Raw genomic sequence first — 23,453 nt, forward strand, 5'->3', positions numbered from 1 at the left:
ATTGCAGCTCCGAGTATAATATATTTCATAATATCTTTATTTTATTTCGATTTTTTCAGGAAGTATACCTTTAGGTCTATACCTCATGATCAACAGAAGACCCATCCCCATCATTAAATATCTAAAGTATGGAACACTTTCAATTAAATGAATTTTTAATGAATGTGTATCTGCTAAACCTGCCGTAAATAGATTAATTAAGAATAATGCAATTGGCGCTGCCTCGATCCATAGAAACCAGACTGCAAAACCACCTAATATTGCTCCAAAATTATTTCCACTACCACCAACAATAACCATAACCCAGATTAAAAAAGTATACCTCATAGGCTGGTAACTACCTGGGGTAAATAAACCGTCTTGAGTAACTAACATAGCACCTGCAATTCCAACTATAGCTGAGCCTAAAATAAAAATTAATAAATGTTGCTTGACGACATTTTTTCCCATTGCATTAGCTGCTTCTTCATTATCTCTTATCGCACGCATCATTCTTCCCCATGGCGAGTAAAGAGCTTTTTGAGTTACTATTAATAAAGCTATAACAACAATTAAAAATAAACCTGAATAACAAAGTTTTACAAAAACTGATGATCCCTCAATTACTAATTGGTTAAGAGCAGCTTGTTTATCGGTAATACTAGAGATTAAATCTAATTTCCCAGAATTAAATTTTGCAACTAAATTTATAAACCATTCTTTAGTTTGTAGCTCAATTTCATAAGGTACTGGTCGATCCAGTCCAATTACATTTTTAACACCTCTTGTTAACCAATCTTCATGCTTGATTATGGCTATAACTATTTCTGATATTAATAGTGTGGCAATAGCTAAATAGTCTGCACGTAAACCTAACGCAACTTTACCAACTATAAATGCTAGACCTGCTGCAAAAAATGCACCTACGATCCAAGAAAACATAATTGGCAATCCTAATCCACCAAGAAATCCTGTTGTTGCAGGATTAACATTTTCAATAGCCTCAATACTTGTCTCTGATGTAACTCTTATAATGATAATTCCAGCAATAATAATTGTAGCAATACCATAAGTTCTAATTTTAGATTTTTCAAAATTTTTTAATACAAAACGTATTGCAAGGACCATTGCAACTATTAACCATAAAGACATTAGAATACTAAAACCTCCCGCAACCCATGCTTCTTGTACAGGCTCAACAGAAATTAAAACTGCAGCTAATCCACCTAATGCTGCATAACCCATTAGACCAAAATTGATTAACCCTGCATACCCCCATTGAATATTTGCACCCATTGTCATTACTGCAGAAATTAAACACATGTTAAAAATTGATAGAGCTACATTCCAAGATTGAAATATTCCAACTAAAATAATAAGCCCCAACATGATTGCGTAAGCTATAATTACATTTAAGTGTTTTCTCACAGTACCTTCCCTTTGAATATTCCATTAGGTCTATAAAGTAAGACAATCACCAGTATAGAAAATGAGACAGCAAATTTATAATCTGTTGATAATAACTGAACTAAGGTTTCTGGCTCCATGCTTGCTGGCAAAACATACATAAAGAATTTTTTATAGGCATAAGTTAGAAATATTTCTGAAAATGCTATGACATATCCTCCTAAAAATGCTCCAAAGGGGTTTCCAATACCTCCAACAATTGCTGCAGCAAAAATTGGCAGCATGTTATTAAAGTAGGTAAATGGCTTAAAACTTTTGTCTAATCCATATAAAGCTCCACCAATTGTCGCTAAAATACCTGCAATAATCCAAGTAATCATAACTACTCTTTTTGGATCAATTCCAGACAATAAAGCTAAATCCTCATTATCAGAATAAGCACGCATACTTTTTCCTGTCTTAGTTTTGTTTAAAAACCAAAATAAAATAGAAACCAATACAATTGTTACAAATATAGTTAATACCTGACTAGATTTAATTGCTAAACCTTCATTAAGTCCTGTCATTTCTTTAAACTCACCTGCTTTGATAATAAATTTTTCCCCATCAAAAAATCTTTGGTCTGATGGACCAATTATTATTCTAACTACAGCTTGAGTTACAAACATCACACCAATACTAACCATTGCAAGTTGAACAGGAGGGCTTTTGCTTACTCTATAATATCTAAAAACAAATTTATCAACTAAGAGCATGTATCCAATTGTTAAAATAATTGCAAAAGGGATGGCAAGTAATGCTGTTGGTAAAACACCTAAAGAAATTCCAAGTGATTGAAAATACCAAGTAAATAATATGGTGACCATCGTACCAAAAGCCATCATGTCCCCAGTTGCAAAATTAGCAAACCTTAAAATTCCATAAATTAAAGTTACAAATATTGCACCTAATGCTAGTTGTGAGCCATACGTAAGTGCTGGCATAAAAATGTAATTCAATAATAATATAATTGCGTTTAAAAATTCCATACTATCCGCCTAAAAAAGAGCTTCTTACTCTTGGGTCGTTTAATAATTCTTGACCTGTTCCTGAATATTTATTTTCACCTGTAACTAACACATATCCACGATCAGAAATATTAAGAGCTTGTTTGGCATTTTGTTCGACCATTAAAATTGCCACATTAGTTCTTTTCACTTTGATGATATGATCAAATAATTCATCCATTACTATTGGAGAAACTCCAGCAGTAGGTTCATCTAACATTAATACAGATGGTTTTATCATTAATGCTCTTCCAAGAGCTACTTGTTGTCTTTGACCTCCAGACAATTCACCAACTAATTGGTTTCTTTTTTCTCTAAGTATTGGAAATAGTTCATAAATTTCTTCTATAATATTTTGATAATTGTCATCTCTTAAATAAGCACCCATCTCTAAATTTTCTTCAACACTCATTCCTGAAAATACATTTTTTGTTTGTGGTACAAATGAAATACCCTCTCTCACTCTATCTTGTGGTGAAAGTTGTGAAATATCTTTACCATCAATTATAACTGAGCCTGATTTTAGATTTAAAAGTCCTAGCATTGCTTTCATAGCCGTTGATTTGCCAGCTCCATTAGGTCCAAGAATTGAAACTATTTCACCTTTGTTTACATTAACTGAACAAGAGTTGATGATATCGGGTCCAGTACCATAGCCACCCGTCATTTTTAAACCTTCAAAAAAAGCCATTAGTTCTCATCCTTTAATTTTGATCCTCTACCTAAATAGCTTTCTATAACATTTTCATCTTTTTTAGCTTCTTCAGCAGTTCCTTCAAATAAAACTGAACCTTCTGCCATAACAATAACTGGATCACATAATCTGCTTATAAACTCCATGTCGTGCTCGATCATACAGAATGTATAACCTTCTTCCTTATTTAACTTAAGAATTGCAGTCCCTAGATCTTTAAGGAGTGTTCTATTAACCCCCGCTCCTACTTCATCAAGCAATACTAGTTTTGCATCAACCATCATGGTTCTTCCAAGTTCTAATAATTTTTTTTGACCACCTGATAAGTTGCCAGCTAATTCATTTGATAGATGCGTCAGATTTAAAAAATCAACTACGTCTTGAGCTTTTTGTTTAACTTTAAGTTCTTCAGTTCTAACCAAACTTGGTTTCAGTAAGGCTGTCATTAAATTTTCACCTGACTGATTTGCAGGAACCATCATTAAATTTTCAAGCACTGAAAGATTAGTAAACTCATGTGCTATTTGAAAAGTTCTTAAAATTCCTTTAGAAAATAATTCATATGAAGGAACATCTGTCACGTCTTCATTATTAAAAAATACTTTTCCTTGTGAAGATTTTAAATTGCCAGCAATTAAATTAAATAAGGTAGTTTTACCAGAGCCGTTGGGTCCTATGATACCTGTAATAGATCCTTTTTTAATCTTTAAAGAACAATCTGAAACTGCTGCCAACCCTCCAAAATATTTAGATAGATTTTCAATTTGTAAAATATTCTGTTCTTGATCCATGAAATTTATTTATTTAATCTTTTATGTATACTGTTGAGTGTCTTTTCTAAAGATTTATAAAAACCTGCTTTGGTAAGTTCTTTAACACCTTGTTCATTTAATCCTTTAGGTGTTTGAGACTCTTTTACTAAATATTTTAAATCTTTTTTAGAGTTTGCAACCGCATCTTCTGATAATGCTAAAAATAAAGATGTTATATATTTTTGAGCATTATTTCGTTTAACTCCTCTTTTAACTAACCAGTCAGTCATCACTCTTAATAATTCATAAAATGGTGCCATCATGCCAGAGGTTGACCAAAAATTAATTGAAGACTTTTCATTTTTTATTTCAACTGTAGTGCCAATTTTATTAAAAAAATTTTTTACTTTTTTATTGGGTGGACAAATAGGAACGGGTCCTTTTTTTAAAGATATTGGCGGTAATGGTATAGCTCTTATAATTTTTGCTTTAACTTTAATTGCTTTTTTAAGTTGAGCTAAAGTAATTGTTGATATGAAACTGATTATAGTTTGATTTGATCTGAACTTTAAATTTTTAATAATTTTTTCACCTACCGTTGGAGTTATTGATAAAAATATCCAATCACATGAATTAATAATTTCCTGGTTATCTTTACTAATAGTTATCTTTTTAAATTTTTTTTTTAAAGTACTAGATGTAGATTTATTTCTGTGAGAGATGATTATTTTGTTATATGAAATGCTAGAACTACAAATCCCAGTGATGACAGCAGACGTAATTTTACCCGTTCCTATAAAGCCTAATTTCATAAATATAGTTACTTTATAGTGATATTAGTGAATTAATTAATAAAAAAAGAACCTCTAATTCTCAACAGTTCTCTGCTTAAATCTTTATTTTCTTTAAAAGGTTTTCTTCCATGTAGCCAAAAATAATTATTAGCTACAATAGTTGATCCAGGTCCTAATTTAGTGATTACCTTATTCTTACTCTCCTCTAAACCATCTGATAATTTTTGTAAGAAAATTCCTTGATCCATATTTTTTGGCTCAGGGAATTGATCGATATATGAGATATTTGGCTTGCCCTTATCATCAGTCGTGAAAACTGGATGCTCAACTTTATATTCTATATTTTTACTTTTAGGAGATCCCCATACAAAGTTTTGCTTTCCAATGGGATCATTAAATAAATCCTCACAATGTTCCCAGTCATCAAGATGCAACATTGCCGTTTCTCCACCCTGCACATTTTGTTCTTCAATTTTGGTCATAAGCAGCCAATCTGTGATCTCTTTGACATATGTCCCGTCTGTATGGAGATCCATATTTGTATAAGCTTTTCTCAAATACGAGTCGCTTTTATCTTCGTGCTTTACGAAAAATCTTGCATAATATTTTCCAGCCATTGCGTCATGGTTTGGATTGCCAATCAAATATGCAATTGCTGTTGATAGTTTAACTAAAAAAGTATCATTAATTTTTGGACTTATATTTTTTGGTCCTATTATAAAGCAACCTGTGTTTCTGTCTCTAATTATTGAATTAAGTAATTTGCTTAATTTATTAGAAGTTAAATCATCTAAACTTTTGGCAATAGTAAATCTAGTAAATGGTTTGTACTCTAAAGCAGTAATATCAAATTTATTAAATGGAAATATTAATTTATCTAAAATTTCATCTTCAATTCTAATATCAATTATTCTTTTTGAATTTTGATGTTCTGTTATTGTTATTCCAGAGATATTTTCCATTAGAGATAATTACTTAGTAGCGCCATCATGATAGCAGAAATAACAGTAGGATAAACAAAATTTCTTTTAGATATAAAAAATATAAATAAACAAAATAAAACAACAGTTACTCTACTTAAATAACTTGCATCAGACAAAACACCTACTGGAAATATAATTGTTCTTGCTATTAATGCTCCTAGAGTTGAGTAGGCAAGACAGTTAAACCACTTAAATAATTTTGAAGTTTCTTTTATTCCTTGTGAAGAAATTGCACCTAAAAACCTTGAAGAGAAAGTTGCAAGGGACGTGACTAAGATTGCAAGAAATACACTAGTTGACATTTAGTTCTCCTATAAAATAAGCAATTGTTCCACCAACAAGCCCACCCAGTAAAATTGACCACTCTGGAGATAGAAAATAAAAAATTGGTCCTAATACCAGACCTAAAATTACTGCAGCTGTAATTTGAATAGTTTTCATTGCACCTACCATCATGCATAAAAAATAAATTGGATTTAAAATTGCTAAACCCATCATCATATTTTTATCCAAATAATCAGATGCGTAAAAACCTATAAATGTTCCTATTACTGCAGTAGTCCAAGTAGCACAACCAATTCCAATCCAAAAATCTATTCTATGTTTTTTATCAATACTTTTATAATTACTCTTCATTATCAACCATGCAGATACTGCTATAAAATGACACGAAAAGTAATATTTCCATTTTGGTTGGCTTTTATGCATCATTAATGGAAACAAAGAAACAGCCATTGGATAAAGACGAGCATTAACAAACCAAACAGCTAAAAAAATATTTAATAATGACGCTCCAACTAATAACGACTCAGCCATGACTAGTGATCCAGGCAAAGCATAAGTAAGCATCGTTGAAAAAATACTTTCTTGAATATTAAATCCTAAATTTTTAAGAAGTGCACCTATAGCGATGAAGCAACATCCTAACGCAAGTGCTGGACTGTCTGGGGCTAAAATAGATTTGAAACCTTTAAAGAAAAATTCTTTATTAATCATTAACCGCCAAGGAATAATCTACCAACATCAGGATTTTTTAATAAATCATCCCCTTTGCCAGCAATAGCAGTTTGTCCTGATACTAAAACATAACCAATATCTGCAAACTCTAATCCTTTTTTTGCATTTTGTTCCACTAGGATAATAGTTTTCTTTTCAGTTTGTTGAAGGTCTCTTAATATTTCAAAAACCATATCTATATATCTTGGCTCTAATCCAATTGAAGGTTCATCAACAAGTAATACGGAAGGTTTCATAACTAGTGCTCTAGAAATTTCTAATAGTCTTCTTTCACCACCAGATAAAACTTTTGCTGGTTGATTTCTTCTATTTCTTAATCTTTCATATTTTTCAAAAATTCTTTCTGCTTCTTGGTAAGACTCGTCTGTATTTTCTTTAGCATAACCACCCATTAGTAAATTTTCTTCCACCGTCATATCTGGAAAGACTGAGTTATCTTGTAGGATATATGCTATTCCACATGACCTAAGTTTTTCAGCTGGGGTTAAGTGAGTAATTTCTTTACCATCAATTTCTATTTGTCCTGAAAAAATGTTTGTAAATCCATAAATAGAATGAAGGATCGTAGATTTACCCGCTCCATTTGGACCAATTAAACATAGTGATTGAGCTTTACTTACACACAAATCAAAATCATGTAGAATTTCCATCTTACCATAACCAGCAGATAATTTTTTTATTGTTACGTGGTTATTGTCTGGAGATAGTTTTTTTAATTCTTCAGGTCCTGGTGCTTTTCCTAATACATCATATTGATTTGACATTATTGTGCTCCCAAGTAAGCGTCTAGCACACGCTTATCATTTTTAATTTCATCTGGAGTTCCGTTTGCCAACATTTGACCATGTGCTAAACAAAAAACTCTTTGTGCTAAATTCATAATTACTTTCATATTGTGCTCTATAACTAACAGGGTAATCCCGTAATCTTTATTAACACTAATTAAACGATCTATAATTCCATTAATTAATGTTGGATTAATTCCAGCTGTTGGCTCATCCAACAAGAGCATTTTAGGCTCATTCATTAAGGCCATTGCTAGTTCTAATAATTTTTGCTGACCAAAAGAAAGATCTCCTGCTCTAAGTTTTCTTTTTTGATGAAGTCCTACAAACTTTAATAATGTTTCTGCTTTATCAGTTAAATCTGAAGGTATTTTTTGGAAAACTGTTAAAATCCCATCGTTTTCAGGTTTGTGGCTGATTAGCATATTTTGAATACAGTTTAATTTTCCATAAATTCGAGTTTGCTGAAAAGTTCTAAGTAATCCAAGTTTAGCAATAACGGGTACTGGTAACTCAGATACCTCTCTATCGTTAAATTTAATTGATCCACCATCAATTGGATAGGTTCCAACTATTGAGTTAAATAAAGTAGTTTTTCCAGAACCATTTGGACCGATCAGTCCTACAATTGAACCTTGCTCAACTGACATAGAGATATCTACGTTGGCTTTAACACCGCCAAAAGATTTACTTACATTTGATATATCTAATATGGCCATTATTTTAATTCTACCTGTGCCTTTCGGTCAGCTTCATCAATTACTTCTCCAAATCTTTCAGGATATTTTTCTCTTAACCATCCCATTAATCCTTCAGGAAAATAAACAACGATTACAATAATTAAAACTCCAAGAGCTACATACTGCCAGCCTAAGAAGTAAGTCCAAAAACCTTCTTTAAATAAATGAAATAAAACAGCACCAACTAGTGGTCCCCATAAAGTTCCTTTACCACCAAGAATTGCCATTAACACCATGAACACTCCAAATGTAGGTCCTGCAAATGCGATTTCTGTAGGTTCAATATAGCCATTGATGTGACCCATTAGTCCTCCTGCAATTCCAACAAAGAAAGCTGATACCATCCAACCTATAATTTTATATCTCATAGTATGAATACCCATTGCTTCAGCTTTATCTTCATTGTCTCTAATTGCGTTTAAAACTAATCCAAATCTTGTGCTGTAAGCCCACTTTAAAGTAATAAAAGTTACAACTGCTAAACCAAAACTTAAATAGTACATAAACTGTGATGATGATGCATTCGTTCCAAAACCTTTTGGCCAAACTGGAACTGTCATACCCTGTCCTGCTCCAATAATTTCAATTCCACCAGCAATTTCACCAGCAGCTATTCCTAAAGCTAATGTACAAATTGCAAAGTAGTGTCCTCTTAAACCTAAAATTCCATAACCAATTACTCCAGCAATTATTGTTGGAATAATTCCAGCTAACAATATTCCAACTCCGAACCCTTGAAAAAATTGTGGGATAGTGTGAACAAAAGTTTTTTCTCCCCCTGCATCTGTCCACTCAGCTAGTGAAAAAAACATTGCTATTTGTGTGCTTGAAGCAACATACATTCCAACACCAAAGAATAAAATGTTTCCAAATGTGTTGTAACCCATTTGTCCCCCTTGAACATCCCAAGTCATCGCAAGTACAATTAAAATATAAAGAAACGACATCTGAAGTTTATAAGCTGGGAATATGAATGCTCCAGCCAAACCAAGAATTATTAGACCTGCATATAGAAATGTATTTTTACTCATTATTTCAGATATTCTCTTTTTCTTGATAGTTTAAATCTTCTATAAACAAGGATTAATACGAGTAACGAGAATACAGCTGCTATTCTAAATTCTGTTCCAAGTAGATAATCTGCCCATTCCTCAAATATTCCAAGGCCCATACCAGATATTGCAACAGCTGGTAAATTTCCAAGTCCTGCAATAATTACAATCATGAAAGATCTAACTGTGTAAGGTAATCCCGTATATGGGTGAAGTGTAAATGTGATTGCAATACATGCTCCTGCTATTCCACATAGCGCTGCATTTATTCCAAAAGTTGCTGCATAAACTTTTTCAGTATCAACACCTAAAATTTTAGCAGCTCTTGCATTTTGAGCAGTTGCTCTAATTGCTCTACCTAATTTTGATTTTTTCATGTAGATGACAAGAATAATTGCTGATATCACACAAATTGCTCCTGAAAATATCTTAGCATTAGGTAGTGTCACTGAATTATCAAACAACATTGTTGTTCCAAAATTTGATTGAGCAACAACTACATCGGCACCAAATGCAAAGTTCATTAATTGTTGTGCTAAAATACTAATTCCAAAAGTTGCAAGAATTGATGTAAATAAATCTTTGTCTACTACTTTATTAATAACAAGCTTGTACATTCCCCAACCAACACAATACATAATGATTGGTGATACAATTACTCCAAAGGCTGGGTGAATTCCTGATAAATACATAAAGTAAGCGATGTATCCACCCATGATTACTAATTCTCCTTGAGCAATGTTTATTATATTCATTACTCCCCACTGCAAAGCCATTCCATAAGCAATTAATGCAAATAAAATACCAAGTAGTATTCCATCCATTGAAGCTTGGACCATTAGTATTGGGGCTTGGAAAATTAAGAAATCCATAAATTTTATTTTCTATTATTTATAAAAAAATGCCCCCTATTTCTAGGGAGCATTTTACATATTAGGTATTATCTTTTTGACCAAGATGGAATTGGGTGTACCAACTCAGCTGATGCCCATTTTGTAGGAGCAACAACTTTGTTTTCACACTTACTACCATCATCATTACATGATACTTGGAAAAGTACCATTGGCTTAGATACGTTTTGACCACCTTCAGCAAATTTTATGTTTCCATAAAAAGTTTGCATGTCAGTTGCAGCTAAAGCATCTCTAACTTTTTTAGTATCAAATGATTGTGCTCTTTCGAACGCATCTTTAAAAACTAATAAAGCAGCAGAAGATTCAGCAGCTTGGTATGGCGGTGCATATCCAAAAGCTTTAGTAAAGTCTGCATCATACGTCATACCATCTTTGAAGAAGTTATCCGTATAAGATAGAGACTTATGCCATTGAGAAGCACAAAGCGCGTACTCAGAAGCTTTACCATGTTGCTTAGATAATTTAGCAGCATCACAGTGAGTCATTGCTAACATTTTCACATCAACTTTCATCTCTGAGATTTGTCTAACAGCTGTCAAAGCACCTTTAGTATGACCTGAAACTACAAGAACGTCCGGATTAGTAGCTTTTACCTTAGATAAAGTAGCAGCCATATCGTTAAGCTCTTTTGGTAACTTGTCATCTATAATGATTTTAGAACCTGTTCTTTTAGCAGCATCAAGAATACCTAATCTCACATCTTGAGAGAAAGCGTCTTGTTCAAATGCCATTGCAATCTTAACTGGTTTTCCACCATTTTTTTCAACTGCAAGATCAATTGCTACATCAAGATATAAGTTCGCTGGAGCTAGTACTGCAAATAAATATTTATAACCCTTAGTGAATAACGATCTAGACGCACCGTTTGCTTCAACCATAGGAACTTGATATTTTTCAGTTACAGGAGCCATAGCTTTAGTCAAACCTGAGCTATAAGGTCCAAGCATATATTGAACACCATCTTGTTGAATTAATCTTTCTGCAAGTTGTGCTGCTCTTCCAGAGTTTGATTCATCATCGTAATAAATGATTTCAAACTTGTAAGTTTTTCCACCAACTTTAATACCACCCATGTCATTTATTCTGTCAACTGCTAAGTTATAGCCGTTTTGAGTATGAACACCATTTGACGAGTATTTTCCAGTCAATGAAATAGCTGCACCTAAAATAATTTTATCCCCAACAACCTTCGCGAAAGATATTGTTGAAGCTGAAATTAAAAGAGCAATTGCAGAAACTAAAGTAATAATTATATTTCTGATTTTCATTTTATTTCTTCCTCTATTAGTTTTAAATTTAAAAAAATTATTAAACCTCTTAATTAAACTTCATACAACCCTCAAGTGGAAAGATGCGACCTAATATTTTTGAATAAATACTATAATTATTGCAATTATAAGTAATACACACGCTGAAATTGTATTTATAACTTTTGGGTTTGCTTTTATCCAAACAATTAATTTTTTAGCAAGCACAGCGTAAGCAATTAAAGATAAAAAATCTAACACAACATAAGTTGTGGTTAAAATTATAAACTGGATAATATAATTTGAATTAAAATCTATAAACTGTGGAAAGATTAAAGGAAAAAACATCCAAGCTTTAGGACTTAATCCTGCAACTAAAAATCCATCTTTAAAAAATGAAAAGATACTTTTTGAAGAATTATTATTTGAATTTATCTCTTTAGGTCTTGAGTTATAAATATCATAAGCAAGATAGAGTAAGTATGCAATTCCTATCCATTTAAAGGTAATTAGAAAATTTGGGTTATCAACAAAAAAAGATCCAAGAAAAAAAATCACTAAAATTGCTTGAATTGTATTTGCGGTAACATCCCCTAATGCAGTCCAGATACATTTTTGAACTCCATAATTCATCGAGTAAGAAATGATCACAATTCTGGGAGTACCAGGAGTGATAAACATAAATAAAATAATCTGTAAAAAAAGGAAATAATTTAAAGGAAGCATTTTAAAGGTTTGGATAGTCCTAAATAAAACCGGGAGCTAAAGATGGCTAAATAGGACTATCTTAAATATGATATTATCATGAGCCTAAATAAAATGCATTAATCATTTTTTTCAAATATAATGAAAATAGAGGATTTATGAAAAAAAAAGGTCACACCCCCATAACTAGAGTTAAAAACCCAGAACCTCATATATCAGATCCTGATTGGATTATTTGGGCTGCTTGGGCTGACCGAATTACTTTTGAAGAAATAGAACAAAAAACTGGGAAGACTGAAGCTGAGGTAATCAAGATTATGAGACGATCTATAAAGCCTGTTTCTTTTAGATTGTGGAGAAAAAGAGTTAATCAAAAAAGTATTAAACATAGAAAAAAATTTGAATACTCTAGAAAAGAAATTACTAGTAAAATTAAAAAGAATGATTATTTATAAGATATGAAATCAGTAACTATTTATACAGGTCCACTTTGCGCTTTTTGTGATGCAGCGAAGAAATTGTTAACTAGAAATAACGTTGAATATAAAGAAATCAACATTGCAACAGTTGATGGTGCGATGGATGAAATGATTACTAAAGCTAGTGGAAAAAGAACTATTCCTCAAATCTTTTTTGATGAAAATCATATTGGTGGTTACGATGATGTTAGGGCTCTTGAAAAGGAAAATAAATTACTAGAACTTTTAAAGTAAATTAGTTTTTAGGCTTAAAAGTTAAACAAACTCCGTTATTACAGTATCTTTTGCCAGTTGGCTTTGGTCCATCTTCAAAGATATGCCCATGATGTCCACCACACTTTTTACAATGATATTCCACTCTCTCGTATCCTAATAAAGTATCTGTTTTAGTTTCAAAAGCATCTGGCAATGATTGATAAAATGAAGGCCAGCCTGAACCACTTTCATATTTAGTGTTTGAATCAAATAATTTTTCACCACAATTAGTACAGTGATAGCTACCTTCTCTCTTCTCGTGATTTAATTCACTCGTGCCAGGTGCTTCTGTACCATCTTCAAACAAAACTAATTTTTGTTCAGCTGTAAGGTCTTTGTTAATTTTTTTTGTCATAAATTTATTCTAATACTCTTAGGGGTTTACCTGCAACGCATGCCTCTAATCCTTCAATCATTTGTGTATAAAATACACTATAATTTTCTGCTGTTACATAACCAACATGGGGCATTAACAATGCATTTGGTAAAAATCTTAGTTTATTACCTTCTGGTAAAGGTTCTTTTTCATAAACATCTAGTCCTGCTCCAGCAATAACATTGGTTGATAGTGCGATAATTAAATCATCTTCATTAATAATTGATCCTCTTGATGTGTTAATCAAAAAAGCAGTTTTCTTCATCATATCAAGCTCTTTTAGTTTTATTAATTCTTTATATCTTTCACCACCCTGGACATGGATCGATAAAAAATCAGAATTTTGAAGCAAATCTTCTTTACTGCATGGAAGAACATCTAATTCTTTACAGGTATCCAAGTTTAAATTTTCACTCCAAGCCATAACTTCCATACCAAAAGCTTTACCAATTTTTGCAACTTGTGAACCAACCCTTCCAAGTCCAACTAACCCTAAAATCTTTCCCTTAAGTTCAAAGCCAATAGTTGTTTGCCAGTAACCTTGATACATATTATCGATTTCTTCCTTAAAGTTTCTAGCTAATCCTAAAATTAAAGCCCAAGTTAATTCTGAAGTTGGAGTAAAATTAATCTCCGTTCCACACACTGTAATTTTTCTCTTTTTAGCAGCAGCTAGGTCTATTGCTTTATTTCTTGAACCACTGGTGATGATGTATTTAAGATCATTTAAATTATCAATTAAATTTTTAGTAATAGGAGTTCGTTCTCTCATTATCAATAATGCTTCAAAATCTGATAATTGCTCTATGGCGTCTGCCTCATCTTCAAAGGGTTCACTGAATATTTTAAATTCATATTCTCCTGACAGTTTTTTTAGATCAACAAATTCATGAGACACGTTTTGGTAATCATCTAAGATAGCAACTTTAAGCATTTTTAATTTTTCTATTTGATAAAAGAATTCCTGTTAAAATAAATATTGCGCCTAACATATGATAAAACATAAATTTTTCATTAAAAATAATCATTGCCATAATTGCACTTAAAATAGGCATCATGTGTAAAAAAACACCTGCTCTATTGGCACCAATTAAAGCAACTCCTTTTATCCAAAAAATAAAAGAAGCAAGACCTGGAAATAAAACTACATAAAATAAAATCAGGTAAAAGTTTTGATTTAAAACAATCCTAAAACCCATTTGATATTCTATAAAATAAATTGGTATTAAAAAAATAAAGCCAAATGAAATTACTACCTCTAATAACCCTAGTTGAGATAATTCGTGTTTTTTTTTCTTTAATAGAGCAGAATAAGTAGCCCAAGAAAGCATTCCAAAAACCATCGTGATGTCACCTTTATTAAAATCTAAGTTCATTAATATTCCAAGATTTGCTTTAGTTATGATTAAAACTACTCCAATAAAAGAACATGCAACTCCCAATATTTGAAAAGTGTTAGTTTTTTCAATTTTTAAAATGGAAGAAATAAATATAATCATTACTGGTATTGTTGAGATCATCAATACTCCACTAATCACTTGAGTAAAATTTAAAGAGTAATAGACAATTGAATTAAATATAGTGACACTCGTTATTCCAAGTATCATATAATATTTATAATTTTCTAAAATATAATTTCTTTTTTTTAATATTTCTTGCATCGTAAATGGTGCTAAAATTAACCAAGCAAAAAACCATCTATAAAAATTTAATGAGAACGGAGGTACTTCATATTGACTTGCAAATTTTCCAACTAAAAAATTTCCAGACCAAAATAAAGCTGCAAAAAATAAAAAAACATAGGCAGCATTGTTTTTATTAATCACTTAGTTAAACCTAAGAGAGCTATATGGTTTTAAATCTAAGTTTGTATTTTCTTCAGCTATCATTCCAGAGATTATTTTCCCTGAAATTGGTCCTAAAGTCCATCCTAAATGGTGATGACCGAAACAATAAAAAACATTTTTATGTTTTTTTGAGGGTCCTATTACTGGTAAGTAATCGGGCAATGTTGGTCTAAAACCAAGCCACTCATCTTCATGCTCAGGTAAATCACCCATCATGTATTTTGCATTATCGATTAAATTTTTAACTCTAGATTTTGATAATGGATTATCCAACCCACCAAATTCAACAGTGCCTACCACCCTAAGTCCTTGTTCCATAGGTGTAATACCAAATCCTCTATTTTGGAAAATTACGGGTCTACTTAAAAGATGATCACAATTTTTAAAATGAACATGGTACCCTCTTTCAGTATCGAGGGGTATTTTTTCATCTAAATTATCTGTTAGCCTTTTTGAAAATGAACCACAAGCAATTACAATTTTATCAAATAAAAAGCTTTGCGTTTCAGCTTTTATAACTGGCTTTTCATCATTAAAATTTATGTCTTTGATATTCATTTTTAAAAACTTGCCACCCTTTTTCAAAAACAGATCATAAAGTTTTAAAAGAATTTTCTTTGGATTTCTAGCGTGTCTGCCATATTGATAATAAACACCTCCATGATAGATTGGCTTTATATTTGGTTCTAAATCATGAATTTCTTTTGGAGTTACTATTTGTTGATCAACCCCTAGTTCATTTCTAACTTTAATCTCTAACTCTCTACTTTTTAAGCTTTGATCGTTCCAAATATATAAAATACCTTTTTTTTCAACCAATCCACCAAGTTCTATTTCATCAAATAATTCATCATAAGCAGGTAATGCTAAATCTAAAATTTGATGCATATTTTTAGCAGTATGCATCATTCTTTTTGTAGTGCAGTTTCTAATAAACTGTAAAAACCAAGGTATCATTTTTGGAACATAGTTCCATTTAAGAGCAAGTGGGCCTGTAGTGCTTAAAAGCATTGCAGGGACATCAGTTAATACATCAGGTCTATTTATAGGAACAGATGCATATGGAGAAAAGTGACCTGCATTACCGTAGGATGCAGCAGGACTTCCCGGTTCATCTCTATCAAAAATTGTTACACTAAAACCTTTTTTTTGTAAAAATAAAGCATTCGAAATACCTTGTATACCAGCACCAATAATTCCAATTTTTAAATTTTTTTCCATGACACTTTATATAATTCTTAAAATTAAATATTCTCGCGACAAATTCGACAAGTAAAACATTAAAATACTTACGCTATTAGCTGTTTATGATTAATTTTAGCACTCATAACAATTGCAAATCCAATCATGGTTGCAAGCATTGAAGACCCGCCATATGACATAATTGGCAAAGGAGACCCAACGATAGGCAGTAAACCTAAAACCATTGACATATTTACTGTTACATAAAAAAATATTGCAGACCCATAGCCGTAGCAAAAAAGTTTAGCGAAATAACTCCTCGAGATTGCACCAATTCTTAATACTCTATAAATAATGATTATATAAATTAACAATAAAACTAGAGAACCTAAAAAACCATGCTCCTCAGCAAATAAAGTGAAAATGAAATCTGTATGTTTTTCTGGTAAAAATTCTAAATAACTTTGAGTTCCTTTTAAAAAACCTTTACCAGTTAAACCTCCAGATCCAACTGCTATTTTAGATTGAATAATTTGGTAACCTGCACCTAGAGGATCCCTATCTGGATTAAGAAAAGTCAAAATTCTAAGCTTTTGATAAGGTTGTAAAAAAGCAATGGCAAAAGGCATTGAAATTAATAAAGTTATAAATGAATAAACAAAATATTTAATATTAATTCCTGCAAGCCATATGACAACTAATCCACTTAAAGCAATTAAAATTGAAGTTCCCAAATCAGGTTGAGTAATAACAAGCATGATTGGTAGAATTAAAATTACCAAAGCAACAAACATAACTTGAAAACTATTAACTTTATTCAATTGTATACGGTGATAATATTTAGCAAGGCATACTATTATTGCAATTTTCATTAATTCAGATGGCTGTAAATTAATAAAATATAAATTGATCCATCTTTGTGATCCTGAAGCTTTAATGCCATATAAAGAAGCCCAGATTAGAAAAAATAAAACTACAATATAAAATAAGTAAGCAAAGTAATGCCAAAATTTAATATTAAAAAATGACATAAAAATCATCATTGTGAAAAAAATTAAAAATTTTGAAATATGACTTTTACTATGAAATAAGATTCCCCCCCCATCTGTTGAGTACATGGACAAAGCACTAATTAACCCAAGCAATAAAATACAAATTAACAAAATGTAATCAAAATTTCTTAATTTTTGAAAAAGAGTGGGTTGTGTATTAAATGAATTGTATTGCATTTATATTTTTAAATCATTTTGTTTAGTTTGTTTCTCTCTTAGCTCATGTCTATCTACAATTAATTTAAACAGTTTTTTTGCAATCGGTGCAGCAGTTGAACTACCTGATCCACCATGCTCTATAACAATACTTAATGCGTATCTTGGATTTTTATATGGACCAAAAGCTATGTATAAAGCGTGATCCCTCTCATTATATGGAATTTCAGAGGTACTTAAATCAAGTTCTCTTGCAGCTTCAGTTATTCTTTTAACCTGTGATGTTCCTGTCTTTCCAGCAAATTGGTATTTGGGATCTTCGATACGTGAATTGTAAGAAGTCCCTCTGACCTCATTTGTAGATGCAAACATCGCTTCACGAACTAAGTTTATATTTTTAGAACTTTTAAATAAAGTTTCATGTTCTTTTTTATCTAAAAACTCTAAAAGTTCTTCTGTTGTATCTTTTAATCCACTGTCTTTTTTATTTAATTGTTTTTTATTTTTATTCATTATGAATTTAATTTCTTCTGCAGTTTTACTATCCTCATCTACTATTATTTTTGGATAAATCTTAAATCCTCCATTTGCAAGCTGAGCTGTCATTTGGCATAATTGTAGAGGTGTTGTTTGAGTATAGCCCTGTCCAATACCGGTGATTAATGTTTCACCTATAACCCAACCTTTTCCTAAATTATTTTTTTTCCATTTGGTGTCAGGTATTAACCCTTTTTTCTCGATACTAAATGTTTCTTTTAAAACTTTTTCACCAAGGCCAAATTTTATAGATGTTTCTTTTAATCGGTCTACACCAAGTTTTCTCGCAATTTCATAAAAATATGTATCACAAGACTGCTTCATTGCGCTCTTTAAATCTACAATACCATGTCCTTTTTTTTTCCAACAATGGTAAGTTTGTCCATACATTTCAATTTTTCCTGTACAGTTAACTTTGAAATTTTCATCAATAACTTTATTTTCTAGTGCTGATAAAGCTACCATTGGTTTGAATGTTGAGCCTGGTGAATACAAACCAGATAAAGTTTTATTAACTAATGGTTTTAATGGATTATTTCTAATTAACTGCCAATCATCTTGATTAATTCCAAAAAGAAATAAATTAGGGTCAAATGACGGTGAAGATTGCATAGCAACTATTTCACCCGTGTAGATATCCATTACACTTATTGAGCCAGCTACACCTTTTAAAAGCTCATTACAAAACTTTTGAATTTCTGTATCTACAGTGAGTTTAATTGTTTTGCCATTTAATCCATCGGTATAATCAAGTTGGCTAATTCTTTTTCCATAGGCATTAACTTCATACCTTTGGATACCATTCGTACCAATTAATTCATCTTCAAAAGTTTTTTCTAAACCATTTTTTCCTACTTTGAGTCCTGGTACATGTGTGCTTCTTATAATTTCATTATTTAGAATATCTTTTTCACTTGCTTCACTAACATAGCCCAAAACATGTGTATAACTTTCATTAAAGGGATAGTTTCGTGATACAGATAGAACTGGTTTGGCTCCTACTAAATCGTGTAAGTAATAATTTATTTTTGTAAACTGCTCCCATGTTAAATTTTTAGAAATGATTATAGTTTCCCAGGGTTTTTGTTTATTTTTTTGGTCTATTATTTTTTTAAAATCACTATTAGTGATTGATAAAATATCTTTTAACCTTACCATCAAATATTTAAAGTTTTCTACTTCCTCTGGAATTACGTGCAATTGATACACTTTTAAATTTCCAGCAATAATATTTCCAAAATAATCTAAAAACTCACCTCTAATTGGAGGTAATCTCCACTCACGTAACCTATTTTTGTCAGATAGAGTTAAATATTTTTTATTCTCTGTAATTTGTAATGAAAATAATCGAGTAATTATTCCAGTAAATACAACCAACTTGGCAACACCAATAATGAACATTCTTCTATTAATAGTGTGAACTTTTTTTACACCAAAATCTTCACCCAGCATTATTATTTCTCACTACATAATTTTCAAAAAAATTAAATAAATTTGAAAATAAAAAATAAAACAAAAAAGTGAATGTAATATTTATTATTTGTTCAAAATAATTTAACTCATAATTAAAAATAAATTTTAAAGATAAAAACAATAATGAATTTATAATTAAAATTGTTAAAAGAAAAAATATACTATCTTTTAGTAAACTTGGTCTTAAAGTAATATTTCTAAGATAGGATGCTGCTCCACAAAGTATTAAATACATTAAACTGCTTAATCCAATTGGAGTTCCTATCACAACATCGTTAAACAAACCTGCAATAAAAATATAGGTATATCCTAAACTTTCAGTTTTTTTTAGACTGTAGTAAAAAATTAAAATGTATGAAAAATTAAATGAAAAATATTTTAAACCCAAATAATTAAAATCATAATCATTTAAAACAGATACGAAAAGCAAAATTAAGGGTACATTTAATAATATTATTCTAATAAAATTTTTATTTCTTAACCCTGTCATTTGTTCTCACTTTTTTTAAATGAAACAACTTTTACAAATTTTAATTGAGAAAAATCTGAAAAAAAATCTACTTTTTTTTCATCACTCAAGTTATTAATATTCATTCTTCCTATAGGTATTCCAGCCTTGAATAAACTACCTGCTCCCGAAGTGTAAATAACGGACTCATTTTTGATATCCTCATATTTTTTGCTATACTGAATTATCCCATAATCTTTACCCGTCCCTGAAAGTATGGAAAATACTGTGTTCGGTTCTACTATGACTGGAATTTTACTATTCAAATCTGAAAGTAATAATACCCTAGATGAGGAATAGTTAACCTCAACAATTTTTCCAACAAGATATGCACCATCTATTACAACCATTCCAAGGTTTATTTTATGTTTACTGCCTTTATTAATGATAATTGATCTTAAATATGGACTTCTTTTATTTTTATCACTTAAAACTTTAGCAATTATAGTTTCTGATTTAATCAAATAATCATCAACAATATTTTTTAACCTTTGGTTTTCTGAAATTATAAATTCATTTAATAAATCTTTGGCTTTTAAAATTTCCAGTTCAGACTTTATTTTTTCATTTTCCTTATAAAGTTTTTTGTGATTTTGGATTGTAATATAACTATCTTTTAATAAATTTTCTGGCACAGAAACTATAAAAGACGATCTATAAACTACTTCCTTAATGCCTATTTTTACATAGTTTATAATTTTAAAATTAAAACTGCCCAAAATTAAAAAAACTATAGAAAAAAATATTAAACTTAATAATGAGAATCTTTGCTGTGTTCCTTTTTTTAAAAAAGCAGATCTTAATGCAATTACAAAATCATCTCTGCTTGTTTCCATTATTTCTAATACTCAGATAACATAGTAGAGAATGTTTCTTCTTGATCTAGCGCTTTTCCTGTCCCAATTGCAACACATGCTAACGGATCATCTGCTATAAAAACTGGCAATCCAGTTTCTTTTGAGAATCTTTTATCAATATTTTTTAATAAAGCCCCACCGCCTGTTAAAGTTAAACCCATATCCACTAAATCAGCTGATAATTCAGGAGGAGTATTTTCAAGAGCATCTTTTATCCCATTCACCATTTCTTTTAAAATATCATTTAAAGCTTCTGCTGTATCTTCTTCAGTAATATTTACTTCTTTAGGTGTTCCTGATCTTAAATCTCTACCTTTAACAGCATAAGTATTGCTGTTCGATGGTATAGCTGTACCAATTTCTTTTTTTATTTTTTCAGCAGTACTATCTCCAATCATTAAATTGTATTCTTTTCTCATATAATTAACTAAAGCTGTATCCATTGCATCTCCAGCTACTCTTAATGACCTAGAATAAACAAGACCTCCCAGTGACATAACAGCTATTTCCGTAGTACCTCCACCAATATCAACAACCATTGATCCTGTTGCTTCTGAGATTGGAAGACCTGCACCAATTGCTGCAGCGATAGGTTCCTCAATTAATTGTACTCTTCTTGCACCTGCTGCTAACGCACTATCTTGAATAGCTTTTCTTTCAACTGGTGTTGACCCTGTTGGAACACAGATCAAAATTCTTGGGTTTGCAAAAGTTTTATTTTTGTGAACTTTTTTTATAAAATGTTTAATCATTTCCTCGGTAACTATAAAGTCTGCAATCACTCCGTCTCTCAAAGGTCTAATAGCACTAATATTACCAGGTGTTCTTCCAAGCATCGTCTTTGCTTCATCACCAACAGCTAACACAGTTTTTTTTCCCATATTCTCAGCAATGGCTACTACAGAGGGTTCATTTAAAACTACTCCTTGTCCTTTTAAAACAACAAGTGTATTAGCGGTTCCAAGATCAATCGCCATATCTTGACTCCAAACGTTAGTTATACTTTTAAACCAATTAGCCATCTTATATTCCCTTCACTTTCTGAGTTTCATGCTCCATTGGAACAGTTTTTTTTCTTTTAATAATCATTTTATTTAAAGCACTTAAATAAGCATTAGCTGACGCTACTAATGTGTCAGTATCAGCAGCTTGTCCAACTGTAGTTTTACCTTCTTCTTCAATTCTAACACTTACTGTAGCTTGAGCGTCTGTTCCCTCAGTAACTGCATGTACTTGATAAAGTTGTAATTTAACGTCGTGTGGATATAAAATTTTTATACATTTAAAAATAGCATCTACAGGACCATCACCTGTTTCTGATGTTGATTTTACTTGTCCATAAACGTCAAGTGTCATTTCTGCTTTTTGAGGCTCACCTGTTCCTGCAAAAACTTTTAAAGACTTTAAATTTATTGCATTAATTTTATTGTCTGAAATTAAACTATCATCAACTAAGGCCATAATATCATCATCATAAACATGTTTTTTCTTGTCAGCTAAAACTTTAAATTTACCAAAAGCAGATTGGATTACGTCATCAGTTACATCTGCATAACCAAGATCATTTAACTTTTCTTTAAAAGCATGTCGCCCCGAATGTTTACCCATTACTAATGAAGTTTTCTTAACCCCCACACTCTCTGGTGTCATAATTTCATAAGTTTCTCTATTTTTAAGCATTCCATCTTGATGAATACCTGCTTCATGAGCAAAAGCATTTTTTCCAACAATTGCCTTATTAAATTGAACTGGAAACGTTGCATTAGAGACAACTTTTGAAGCTTTGCTTAATAATTCAGTTTTAATTCCTGTTGTAAAAGGCATTAAATCATTTCTTGTTCTTATCGCCATTACAATTTCTTCAAGTGCAGCATTACCTGCTCTTTCTCCAATACCATTAATTGTACATTCAACTTGTCTTGCACCAGCCTGAACTCCAGCCAAAGAATTTGCAACAGCTAATCCTAAATCGTTATGACAGTGAACAGATAAAATAGCTTTATCTATATTTGGAACTTTGTTTTTTAAAGTTGTGATAATTTTAGTAAATTCTGATGGAATTGTATAACCAACAGTGTCAGGAATATTTATTGTTTTGGCTCCACTGCTGATTGCTGTCTCAACTATCTTACACATAAAATCCATGTCTGTTCTAGTTCCATCTTCACAAGACCACTCAACATCATCTGTTAAATTTCTTGCATAAGTTACACTTTCTTTTATTGCATCCAAAACTTGTTCTGGAGTTTTATTTAATTTGTGTTTCATGTGTAATGGACTTGTGGAAATAAAAGTATGAATTCTAAATCTTGGGGAAGCTTTTAATGCTTCATGACATGCATCTATATCCTTTTTGCTAGCTCTTGATAATCCACATGGAATAGAATTTTTTAGAATTTTACTTATTGCAGTTACAGCCTCAAAGTCACCAGGGGATGCAATTGGAAAACCAGCTTCAATTACATCTATGCCTAATTCATCAAAAATTCTTGCAATTTGAATTTTTTCTTCAATACTCATTGATGCACCAGGTGACTGCTCACCATCTCGCATCGTAGTATCAAATATAATAACTTTATCTTTATCGCTCATAACCAATAATTTTAGAAAATCTAT

26 protein-coding genes are annotated in these 23,453 nt (G+C 31.1%); 2 read left to right on the forward strand and 24 right to left on the reverse strand.

Features of this window, described 5'->3' with window-relative positions; all coding sequences use genetic code 11:
* Window positions 1-36: 36 nt before the first annotated feature.
* The 14 genes from AC5SLT_RS04790 to AC5SLT_RS04855 form a co-directional block, all read right to left on the reverse strand.
* Entirely contained in the window at window positions 37-1,368 is a 1,332-nt protein-coding gene (locus AC5SLT_RS04790; protein WP_494592576.1) for a branched-chain amino acid ABC transporter permease, read from the reverse strand.
* Between the two features lie 35 nt (window positions 1,369-1,403).
* Window positions 1,404-2,414, reverse strand: coding sequence for a branched-chain amino acid ABC transporter permease (locus AC5SLT_RS04795; protein WP_415314739.1), 1,011 nt, complete (start codon window positions 2,412-2,414; stop codon window positions 1,404-1,406).
* A gap of 1 nt (window position 2,415) precedes the next feature.
* The gene (locus tag AC5SLT_RS04800) at window positions 2,416-3,123 is read right to left on the reverse strand and encodes an ABC transporter ATP-binding protein (protein WP_494591406.1); all 708 of its coding nucleotides are present in this window, start codon (window positions 3,121-3,123) and stop codon (window positions 2,416-2,418) included.
* Window positions 3,123-3,917 carry an ABC transporter ATP-binding protein gene (locus AC5SLT_RS04805; RefSeq protein WP_494591408.1) on the reverse strand — a complete coding sequence of 265 codons (795 nt, stop codon included), beginning with the start codon at window positions 3,915-3,917 and terminating at the stop codon, window positions 3,123-3,125. Before AC5SLT_RS04805 ends, AC5SLT_RS04800 begins: the two co-directional genes overlap by 1 nt.
* A gap of 5 nt (window positions 3,918-3,922) precedes the next feature.
* Window positions 3,923-4,690: a pyrroline-5-carboxylate reductase gene (locus AC5SLT_RS04810; protein WP_494591410.1), complete on the reverse strand. Its 768-nt coding sequence runs from the start codon at window positions 4,688-4,690 to the stop codon at window positions 3,923-3,925.
* Window positions 4,691-4,722: 32 nt separating this feature from the next.
* Window positions 4,723-5,634 (reverse strand): glutarate dioxygenase GlaH, encoded by a 912-nt coding sequence (gene glaH / locus AC5SLT_RS04815; protein WP_494591412.1) that lies wholly within the window; start codon window positions 5,632-5,634, stop codon window positions 4,723-4,725.
* Entirely contained in the window at window positions 5,634-5,957 is a 324-nt protein-coding gene (locus AC5SLT_RS04820) for an AzlD domain-containing protein (protein ID WP_494591414.1), read from the reverse strand. Before AC5SLT_RS04820 ends, glaH begins: the two co-directional genes overlap by 1 nt.
* Window positions 5,947-6,651 (reverse strand): AzlC family ABC transporter permease, encoded by a 705-nt coding sequence (locus tag AC5SLT_RS04825; RefSeq protein WP_006997928.1) that lies wholly within the window; start codon window positions 6,649-6,651, stop codon window positions 5,947-5,949. Before AC5SLT_RS04825 ends, AC5SLT_RS04820 begins: the two co-directional genes overlap by 11 nt.
* Window positions 6,651-7,436 carry an ABC transporter ATP-binding protein gene (locus AC5SLT_RS04830; protein ID WP_020169637.1) on the reverse strand — a complete coding sequence of 262 codons (786 nt, stop codon included), beginning with the start codon at window positions 7,434-7,436 and terminating at the stop codon, window positions 6,651-6,653. The genes AC5SLT_RS04825 and AC5SLT_RS04830 overlap by 1 nt, the downstream gene beginning before the upstream one ends.
* Window positions 7,436-8,176, reverse strand: coding sequence for an ABC transporter ATP-binding protein (locus tag AC5SLT_RS04835; RefSeq protein WP_006997926.1), 741 nt, complete (start codon window positions 8,174-8,176; stop codon window positions 7,436-7,438). Before AC5SLT_RS04835 ends, AC5SLT_RS04830 begins: the two co-directional genes overlap by 1 nt.
* Window positions 8,176-9,228 carry a branched-chain amino acid ABC transporter permease gene (locus AC5SLT_RS04840; protein ID WP_006997925.1) on the reverse strand — a complete coding sequence of 351 codons (1,053 nt, stop codon included), beginning with the start codon at window positions 9,226-9,228 and terminating at the stop codon, window positions 8,176-8,178. Before AC5SLT_RS04840 ends, AC5SLT_RS04835 begins: the two co-directional genes overlap by 1 nt.
* On the reverse strand, window positions 9,228-10,121 hold the full coding sequence (locus AC5SLT_RS04845) for a branched-chain amino acid ABC transporter permease (RefSeq protein ID WP_006997924.1): 894 nt from the start codon (window positions 10,119-10,121) through the stop codon (window positions 9,228-9,230). The genes AC5SLT_RS04840 and AC5SLT_RS04845 overlap by 1 nt, the downstream gene beginning before the upstream one ends.
* Window positions 10,122-10,189: 68 nt before the next feature.
* Window positions 10,190-11,431, reverse strand: coding sequence for an amino acid ABC transporter substrate-binding protein (locus tag AC5SLT_RS04850; RefSeq protein WP_006997923.1), 1,242 nt, complete (start codon window positions 11,429-11,431; stop codon window positions 10,190-10,192).
* Window positions 11,432-11,521: 90 nt separating this feature from the next.
* Window positions 11,522-12,136 (reverse strand): LysE family translocator, encoded by a 615-nt coding sequence (locus AC5SLT_RS04855; RefSeq protein ID WP_494591416.1) that lies wholly within the window; start codon window positions 12,134-12,136, stop codon window positions 11,522-11,524.
* Between the two features lie 137 nt (window positions 12,137-12,273).
* Between AC5SLT_RS04855 and AC5SLT_RS04860 the strand changes: the two genes are divergently transcribed.
* Both AC5SLT_RS04860 and grxC read left to right on the forward strand, forming a co-directional pair.
* Complete coding sequence (locus AC5SLT_RS04860) at window positions 12,274-12,570, forward strand: TIGR03643 family protein (protein WP_271625945.1); 297 nt, start codon at window positions 12,274-12,276, stop codon at window positions 12,568-12,570.
* A gap of 3 nt (window positions 12,571-12,573) precedes the next feature.
* Complete coding sequence (grxC, locus tag AC5SLT_RS04865; protein WP_494591418.1) at window positions 12,574-12,828, forward strand: glutaredoxin 3; 255 nt, start codon at window positions 12,574-12,576, stop codon at window positions 12,826-12,828.
* 1 nt (window position 12,829) lies between these two features.
* Here grxC and msrB read toward each other — a convergent pair whose 3' ends face one another.
* The 10 genes from msrB to AC5SLT_RS04915 all read right to left on the reverse strand — a co-directional run bounded on the left by msrB (window position 12,830) and on the right by AC5SLT_RS04915 (window position 23,429).
* On the reverse strand, window positions 12,830-13,204 hold the full coding sequence (gene msrB, locus AC5SLT_RS04870; RefSeq protein ID WP_494591420.1) for a peptide-methionine (R)-S-oxide reductase MsrB: 375 nt from the start codon (window positions 13,202-13,204) through the stop codon (window positions 12,830-12,832).
* A 4-nt stretch (window positions 13,205-13,208) separates the two neighbouring features.
* A complete protein-coding gene (locus AC5SLT_RS04875; RefSeq protein ID WP_494591422.1) occupies window positions 13,209-14,159 on the reverse strand; it encodes a D-2-hydroxyacid dehydrogenase family protein in 951 nt (316 codons plus the stop codon).
* Complete coding sequence (locus AC5SLT_RS04880) at window positions 14,152-15,051, reverse strand: DMT family transporter (RefSeq protein WP_494591424.1); 900 nt, start codon at window positions 15,049-15,051, stop codon at window positions 14,152-14,154. The genes AC5SLT_RS04875 and AC5SLT_RS04880 overlap by 8 nt, the downstream gene beginning before the upstream one ends.
* Window positions 15,052-16,293, reverse strand: a complete 1,242-nt coding sequence (locus tag AC5SLT_RS04885; protein WP_494591426.1) for an NAD(P)/FAD-dependent oxidoreductase — start codon at window positions 16,291-16,293, stop codon at window positions 15,052-15,054.
* A gap of 68 nt (window positions 16,294-16,361) precedes the next feature.
* Window positions 16,362-17,483 (reverse strand): rod shape-determining protein RodA, encoded by a 1,122-nt coding sequence (rodA, locus tag AC5SLT_RS04890; protein WP_494591428.1) that lies wholly within the window; start codon window positions 17,481-17,483, stop codon window positions 16,362-16,364.
* Window positions 17,484-19,451, reverse strand: coding sequence for a penicillin-binding protein 2 (gene mrdA, locus AC5SLT_RS04895; protein ID WP_494591430.1), 1,968 nt, complete (start codon window positions 19,449-19,451; stop codon window positions 17,484-17,486).
* Entirely contained in the window at window positions 19,441-19,962 is a 522-nt protein-coding gene (locus AC5SLT_RS04900; RefSeq protein ID WP_494591432.1) for a rod shape-determining protein MreD, read from the reverse strand. The genes mrdA and AC5SLT_RS04900 overlap by 11 nt, the downstream gene beginning before the upstream one ends.
* Window positions 19,959-20,816, reverse strand: a complete 858-nt coding sequence (mreC, locus tag AC5SLT_RS04905; RefSeq protein WP_494591434.1) for a rod shape-determining protein MreC — start codon at window positions 20,814-20,816, stop codon at window positions 19,959-19,961. Before mreC ends, AC5SLT_RS04900 begins: the two co-directional genes overlap by 4 nt.
* Before the next feature lie 5 nt (window positions 20,817-20,821).
* Entirely contained in the window at window positions 20,822-21,859 is a 1,038-nt protein-coding gene (locus tag AC5SLT_RS04910) for a rod shape-determining protein (protein ID WP_494591436.1), read from the reverse strand.
* A 1-nt stretch (window position 21,860) separates the two neighbouring features.
* On the reverse strand, window positions 21,861-23,429 hold the full coding sequence (locus tag AC5SLT_RS04915) for a 2-isopropylmalate synthase (RefSeq protein ID WP_494591438.1): 1,569 nt from the start codon (window positions 23,427-23,429) through the stop codon (window positions 21,861-21,863).
* Window positions 23,430-23,453: the final 24 nt, after the last annotated feature.

This window comes from Candidatus Pelagibacter sp. PS_11 (assembly GCF_059417975.1).